General features: G+C 57.6%; 3 protein-coding genes. 2 read left to right on the plus strand and 1 reads right to left on the minus strand.

The features are described from left to right. Nucleotides 1-1,433: hypothetical protein (locus NCR98_RS33045; RefSeq protein WP_250528576.1), on the minus strand; the 1,433-nt coding region annotated here is incomplete at its 3' end. Here NCR98_RS33045 and NCR98_RS33050 point away from each other — a divergent pair. Both NCR98_RS33050 and NCR98_RS33615 read left to right on the plus strand, forming a co-directional pair. Further along, complete coding sequence (locus NCR98_RS33050; protein ID WP_250528577.1) at nucleotides 1,432-2,541, plus strand: YadA family autotransporter adhesin; 1,110 nt, start codon at nucleotides 1,432-1,434, stop codon at nucleotides 2,539-2,541. The genes NCR98_RS33045 and NCR98_RS33050 overlap by 2 nt on opposite strands. 1,140 nt (nucleotides 2,542-3,681) lie before the next feature. Continuing rightward, a partial coding sequence (locus tag NCR98_RS33615; protein ID WP_350029553.1) for an ESPR-type extended signal peptide-containing protein occupies nucleotides 3,682-8,031 on the plus strand: 4,350 nt, incomplete at its 3' end.

Below are 8,031 nucleotides of genomic sequence, written 5' to 3' on the forward strand. Positions count from 1 at the left end.
TTGAGCTCGCTGTCGAGCTCGAACTCGGCCGCGATCAACTCGCTGTCCACGGGTATCAGCTCGCTGTCCACCTCGAGTTCGACGAGTATCAGCTCGCTGTCCACCGGCGTGAACTCGTTGTCCACGTCGACCTCGACGGCGATCAGCTCGCTCTCGACGGGCGTGAGTTCACTGTCCACGGGTATCAGCTCGCTGTCCACGTCGACCTCGACGGCGATCAGCTCGCTGTCAACGGGTGTGGATTCGCTCTCGACGGGCATCAGTTCGCTGTCCACGGGTGTGAGTTCGCTCTCGACGGGTGTCAGTTCGCTGTCCACGTCGACCTCGACGGCGATCAGTTCGCTGTCCACGGGTGTGAGTTCGCTCTCGACGGGCATCGATTCGCTGTCCACAGGTGTCAGTTCGCTCTCGACGGGCATCAGTTCGCTGTCCACTTCGACTTCGACCGCAATCAGTTCGCTGTCCACGGGCGTGGATTCGCTCTCGACGGGTGTCGATTCGCTTTCTACCGGTATTAGCTCGCTGTCCACATCGTCTTCGACGGCAATCAGTTCGCTGTCCACGGGTGTCGATTCGATTTCGACCGGTGTCAGCTCGCTGTCCACGTCGACCTCGACAGGTATCAGTTCGCTGTCCACGGGTGTGAGCTCGCTGTCCACGTCGACCTCGACGGCGATCAGTTCGCTGTCGACCGGTGTTGATTCGCTCTCGACCGGCGTTAGCTCACTGTCCACCTCGACCTCGACGGGTATCAGTTCGTTGTCCACGGGTGTAAGTTCACTGTCCACGGGCATGAGCTCGCTGTCCACGTCGACCTCGACAGCCGTCAGTTCGCTGTCCACGGGTGTGAGTTCGCTGTCCACGGGCATCAGCTCGCTGTCCACAGGTATCAGCTCGCTGTCCACATCGACCTCGACGGCAATCACCTCGCTCTCGACGGGTGTGGATTCGCTCTCGACCGGTGTCAGTTCGCTGTCCACGTCGACCTCAACGGCCATCAGTTCGCTGTCCACGGGTGTGAGTTCGCTGTCCACGGGCATCAGTTCGCTGTCCACGTCGACCTCGACGGGCATCAGCTCGCTGTCCACGGGTGTAAGTTCGCTGTCCACGTCGACCTCGACGGCGGTCAGCTCGCTGTCGACGGGTGTGAGTTCGCTGTCCACGGGTGTAAGTTCGCTGTCCACGTCGACCTCGACGGCGGTCAGCTCGCTCTCGACGGGCATCAACTCGCTGTCCACGGGCGTGAGTTCGCTGTCCACGGGTATCGATTCGATCTCGACCGGCATGAACTCGCTGTCGACTTCGGTATCGACGGGCATCAGTTCGATGTCGACGAGCGTGAGTTCTATGTCGACCAGCATCAACTCGATGTCGACGACCGTCAGCACGGCCATCAACTCCATCACGAGCATCTCGACGTCGGTGAGCAGCATGGTCAACGGCAAGGGCATCAAGTACTTCCACGCAAATATGGAAGACGGGATGGCCGATTCCCAGGCGAACGGCGTGAACTCGATCGCGATTGGCGGTAACGCACAGGCCAACGCAATCAACTCCGTCGCAATTGGTACCAACTCGGTAGCTAACGAGGCCAATACGGTTTCGTTCGGTGATGGAAACGGCAACAACCTGCGTCTGACCAATGTGGCAAACGGTATTGCCGACAGTGACGCCGCAACGGTCGGTCAGCTCAAGCAGACGGGTCTCTACGGTCCGAACGGTGTAAAAACCGCCGTGACCTACGACACGAATGCAGACGGCTCGACCAACACCGGAAGCATCACACTGGGTAATGGCACTACCGGCACTGCAATCCATAACGTGGCGGACGGTGTCGACGCAATGGACGCAGTCAACGTGCGTCAGTTGGATCAGGTGACCAACACCATCAACAACCTGTCGGTGAATGCAAATCCGATGTTTGCGGCAGATGGTGACCGCACGACGGAGGCCGCAGTTGCAAGCGGCACGCATTCCATCGCAGCAGGTGCGAACGCACAGGCAACCGGCACGAACGCGGTCGCCATGGGCGCAAGCGCGGTGGCGAGCGGTGCTAACGCCTCGGCAATCGGTACGAGCAGCCAGGCGACGGCGGACAACTCCGTTGCTCTGGGTTCGAACTCGGTGGCGGACCGTGCGAACACGGTGTCGGTCGGCGCTGCGGGTGGCGAGCGTCAGGTCACCAACGTGGCGGCTGGTACCGAGGGTACGGACGCGGCGAACGTCCAACAGTTGAACCAGGCTACGTCGCAAGCCAACAGCTACACGGATCTACGTGTGGGTCAGTTGCAGGGCGCCGTCACCGATGTTCAACGCAAGGCGTACTCCGGCGTTGCGGCGGCCACGGCTCTGTCGATGATTCCTGAAGTCGACAAGGACAAGGTCATCGCGGTTGGTGTTGGCGGGGCGGGCTACCAAGGCTACGGCGCATCGGCTCTTGGCGTGAATCTGCGAATTACGCAGAACGTCAAGATGAAGGCTGGTGTGGGTATCAGCGGAGCTGGCAACGTCTACGGCGCTGGCGCTGCGTACCAGTGGTAAGGAGATACTCCTGAGTTAAGACTCAGGAGGGCCTGGGTGACCGACTAGTCTTGCGGTCGCCCAGGCGCTCACCTCTCGATTGTCAATTAGACGAAAAGTTCAAGATGTCCAAGACTATTGTCGCAATGGTCGCAACAGTGCAGAGGACTGTCCGCTTGTGCGGCAGATAGCGAGCTACCTTTACGGCTTATTTGATAAGCACTGCGGGTCGGTGCGATGCTTACCGTGCGAGTTATGCGGGGCTGTTTCATTCCCAGTGTCATGCGTGGAAGCGGCCGCACGAGGTGTAAGCATAAGCAAATCGTCCCCGTGCAAAAAAATTGACTAGATTCGCGGCGCTTGGATTGTTAATTCGCGCACTTAACCTTCACTTGCGTTAGGCCTCCGTCGCCCATTGCCGAATTAACTCTGGTACGTATCGTTTCGCGGATCAAAGGAAAAGCCAGTTTTTGCACCGATGCCGATCCCCAATTTTTTCATGTCGTATTGCAGTGTCTTAGGCTTGACCACAATGGCGCGGCACTCGAACGCAGTGCCCGCACGCAGTCGAATCGCTCATTCTCGAAAAGCAACTACATAGGTTTCAGAAAACGGACATCTCCGCTTATGCATGTTGTCCGGAGCGCGCCACCTCGGACGCGAGTACTGTTCGAAAACTTCTGTCTGATCAAATCACGCGCGGCTTCGGGAGCGCCAACGCGGCAGTCAATTCTCCGGCTCAGGACTCATGCCGAAGTGGCGCATGGAAATTTATATGGCAGAAGAAAGATTCGTTGGACCATTTCAAGCAGCAAGAATTGCGAAAATTATGCCATTTTTAGAGAGTCGATTTTGTAGGAAAGCAAGACCATGTTGATCGGTGGGTAAAAATATGAACGGTTCCAGCTTTCTGATTCTGATGCTCTTAGTCGATCACGCTACCGCTTCAACGAATAAGCGCGGGCAGCGAAAGTCCCTGTCTGCGCGCTTGATCTCCCATTGCAAGGTTTTCAAATCGGAAGGTTCCGAAATACTGCTTTTGGGACTTTAGGATATGTCCGCTTCAGACGGCAAATGTACTGACATATTCTGTTGGCAGTCGAAGGTTTTTCTTTTTTCTTTCAGCAAGATTGTTTTGCTTGAAGTGGGTCAAATTGGTTTATGAATAAGTCATACCGCAGTATTTGGAACGAAAAGGTCGGAACGTTCGTCGCAGTCGCAGAAACCGCGAACGCGTGTGGCAAAAAAAAATCGCCCGGTGCCAATACGGCAGCGTCAGCTGAGAGCGCCACACCGTGGCGTGCAGCGTCGTCTTCGAACGATATGTTACGGCTGTTTAGCGGCGTTGGAGCGGCAGTTGCCCTCATGTGCATTGGGCCTTATGCCTCCGCTGCTAGCATTAGCGCTGCTGCCTGCAATGGCAGCAGTTGGGGGTTTATACCGACTGGGTCTAGCGGCTTTGGAACCTTGAGCTGTGGTAGTGGATTTTCGGACTTCGGGTTTAGTGCTACCAACCTGTTTAAAGGCGTTGGTTTGACGACCGATTGGACTTCTACCTCCGCCGCACATGTGCTTGCTGCTAATGGTTTAGTCGGGCTTGGTGGAACGGCCATCAGCGCCGGCCAATACATCAATATGTCGTCCAAAAGCATCACGGGCGTCACGGCTGTAACTCCAGTACCGAATGGCACCGTTGCTGTCAACGGAGGCCAACTTTTCAGTATGTCCGCATCGGTTTCGACTACGCTTAGTACGCAAGCAAGTCTGGTCAATTCCAGTAGTGTGTCGTTGTCGACAGCGGGCTCGTCGGTGTCAACGGCGTGGTCGTCAGCGTCGACTAGCGTATCGACTTCCGGTAACTCCTTGAGCAGTTCCTGGTCGACCGCAAGTGTTACTCTCGCTTCGGTATCGGGCTCATTATCGACGGCCTGGAGCTCTGCTTCTGCAAGTTTGTCCACAAGCTTCAGTTCTATGTCGACGTCGTCAAGTTCGATCGCGGGCTCGGTCAGTACCGCGACCGACTCGTTGAGCTCGGCCAACGCTTCAATGGATTCCGCGTCTCTCGGTCTTGTTTCATTGTCGGTATCCGCGTCAACGGGAATCGTGTCGCTCTCGGGTTCGGTATCGTCGAGTGCAAACTCTCTTTCAACCGGATTGAGCACCGCCAACACCGCAATGACCATTCTCTCGACTGGTTTGAGCTCGACGGGCGGCGCCATCAGTTCGGTTTCGACGGCGTTTGGCACCTTAAGTGGTTCGGTTACAAGTCTCTCGTCTGGGCTTGGTACAACTGGCAGCAAGGTCAACAGCTTGTCTACTGGAGTGAGCACTATCTCCGGTGCGACCAGCAGCCTCTCAACTGTGGCGGATTCACTTAGCCGTACAGTCACTAGCCTGTCCGCCGGCTTAGCTCCCCTCAACGGCTCGGTTAGCAGCTTGTCGTTCAGTCTCAGCACGACCAACAGCTCAGTCAACGACCTTTCGTCGAGCACGAGCACGTCCCGAAGCGCGGTTAACAGCCTGTCCACCGGGATGAGCACAACGAACGGCACGGTGAGCAGTCTGTCGTCCGGGTTGAGCACGACCAACGTTGGCGTGAGTAGCCTGTCCACGGGACTGAGCACGACCAACAGCACGGTAAACAACTTGTCGACCGGGCTGAGTACGGCAAACAGCAAGGTAAACACGCTGTCCACCGGGCTTGACGCAACCAACAGCACCGTAACAACGCTGTCGACGAATCTGAACTCGCTGTCGATATCATCTTCGACCGGCGTGAGTTCGCTTTCGACCGCGCTCAATACGACGAACAGCAATGTGAACACGCTGTCCGCAAGCTTTAGCACGACAAGCAGTGCCGTGATTAGCATGTCGACAGGGCTCAGCACGACCAACAGTTCGATCAACAGCATGTCCACCGGCTTGAGCACGACGAATAGCACGGTAAACACGCTGTCGACGGGCTTGAGTACGGCGAATAGCTCTGTCCCAACGCTCTCAACGGGCTTGAGCTCGCTCTCAACGTCCGCTTCCACAGGCATCAACTCGATCTCCACGGGCATGAGCACGGCTAACAGTCGCGTCGATAGCCTGTCTACGAGCCTGGACTCCGCGAACAGCACGATTGGTTCGGTTTCCACGGGCGTGGATTCGATCAGTACTTCGGTTGGAAGCCTGTCGACCGTTGTAAGCACGACGGTGAGCGCGGTGGGTAGCCTGTCCACCACGGTCAGCTCGATGTCCACGGGTTTGAGCACCACCAACAGTTCGGTCAACTCCCTCTCTACGACTCTCGGTAGCGCAAGTACGTCCGTCAATTCGATCTCGACAGGCGTGAGCACGGTCAAGAGCACAGTCTCCGTTTTGTCGACCGCCGTGAGTTCGTTGTCGACCGGCTTGAGTACGACTAACAGCACCGTCAACACGCTGTCGACGGGATTGAGCACGGCCGGCAGCCGCGTGGACTCTCTTTCCACCGGTCTGGATACCACGAACAGTTCTGTAAATACGCTTTCGACCGGTGTTGGATCGCTGTCGACGTCAATCTCCACGGGTACGAGCTCGTTGTCGACCGTTCTGAGTTCCACGACAAGCACGGTTAGCAGCCTGTCAACCGGCTTGAGCACGACCAATAGCGCGGTCAATAGTCTATCTACCGGGCTGAGCACCACCAACATCTCGGTCAACAGCCTTTCTTCCGGCTTCAGTACTGTCAATGGCAGTGTGAACTCGATGTCGTCGTCCGTGAGCTCGTTGTCGACCGGACTGAGCACGACGAATAGCGCGGTGACGAGCCTTTCCACCGGCGTCAGCACCGTAGGCAGCAAGGTTGACAGTATCTCCACCGGATTGAGCACCACGAGCAGTCGAGTGGATACGCTATCGACAGGCATGAGCTCGCTTTCGAGTTCCATCTCGACTGGCGCCAGCTCGTTGTCGACGGTTCTCGACACCACGAATAGTGCGGTGAGCAGCCTGTCTTCCGGCCTGAGCACCACGAACAGCTCGGTCGACAGCCTTTCGACAGGTTTCAGCACGACCTCCAGCGCGGTTAATGGTGTGGCGGCGACGGTCACTTCGATGTCGACCGGTTTGAGTACCACCAACGGCGCGGTGAGCAGCTTGTCCACTGGTCTCAGTTCGACCAATAGCTCGGTCAGCACGTTGTCGACAAGCCTGAGCACGCTGTCTGCCTCTGCATCGACGGGCATCGCCTCTTTGTCAACGGGTGTGAGCACTGCTGGCAGCCGTGTGGATAGTCTGTCCACTGGCATGGGTAATATCAGCACGACGGTCAGCAATCTGTCGGTGACAACCGGCTTGCTGTCGTCCAGCCTGAGCACCGTTAATAGTTCCGTTGGCACCATCTCGACGGGCTTGACGTCGGCCAATGGCAACGTTGCAAGCCTGTCAACTGTGATGAAGGACGCTGTCATGTACGACAGCTCGACTCACAGCCAGGTGACGTTGGGTAAGGTGGGTACGTCCACAGTACTCACCAACGTGGCGAACGGTACGAGCGCGCTCGACGCGGTGAACTTTGGTCAGTTGACCTCGTTGTCGTCTTCGGCGTCGACAGGCATTGATTCGTTGTCGACGACGATGTCGACTTCGGGCGCGAACGTCGTCAATTCGCTCTCCGCCTCGATTTCGACGAGCTTCAGTTCGCTGTCGACGGGCATGAGCACCGCGAATGGTTCGACGAGCAGTCTGTCGGGTTCGACTTCCACGAGCGTCAACTCGATGTCCACGGGCATCAATTCGATATCCACCTCGGTTTCAACAGGCGTCAGTTCGTTGTCGACGGGGATGAACTCGCTGTCGGCTTCGACGTCCACAGGCATTAGCTCGTTGTCCACCGGCATGAACTCGCTGTCGGCTTCAACCTCTACGGGCATCAGTTCGCTGTCCACGGGCGTGAGCTCGCTCTCCACGGGCGTCAGCTCGCTGTCCACGGCGCTGAACTCGCTGTCATCGTCGACCTCGACGGGCATCAATTCGCTGTCCACGGGCGTGAACTCGCTGTCGAGCTCGACCTCCACGGCCATCAACTCGCTGTCGGCTTCGAGCTCCACGGGCATCAGCTCGCTCTCCACGGGCATGAGCTCGCTGTCGGCGTCGACCTCCACGGGCATCAGCTCATTGTCGACAGGCATGAACTCGCTGTCGGCCTCGACCTCCACGAGCATCAGTTCATTGTCGACGGGCATGAGCTCGCTGTCGGCTTCGACCTCCACGAGCATCAGCTCATTGTCCACGGGCATGAGCTCGCTGTCGGCCTCGACTTCCACGGCCATCAGTTCGCTGTCTACAGGCGTCAGTTCGCTCTCCAGCGGCGTGAGTTCGCTCTCCACGGGCCTGAACTCGCTGTCGTCCTCGACCTCCACGGGCATCAGCTCGCTCTCGACGGGTCTGAACTCGCTGTCGTCCTCGACCTCCACGAGCATCAACTCGTTGTCGGCGTCGAGCTCGACCGGCATCAGCTCGCTCTCCACGGGCCTGAACTCGCTG

The organism is Caballeronia sp. GAWG2-1 (genome assembly GCF_023631405.1).
Lineage (GTDB): Bacteria > Pseudomonadota > Gammaproteobacteria > Burkholderiales > Burkholderiaceae > Caballeronia.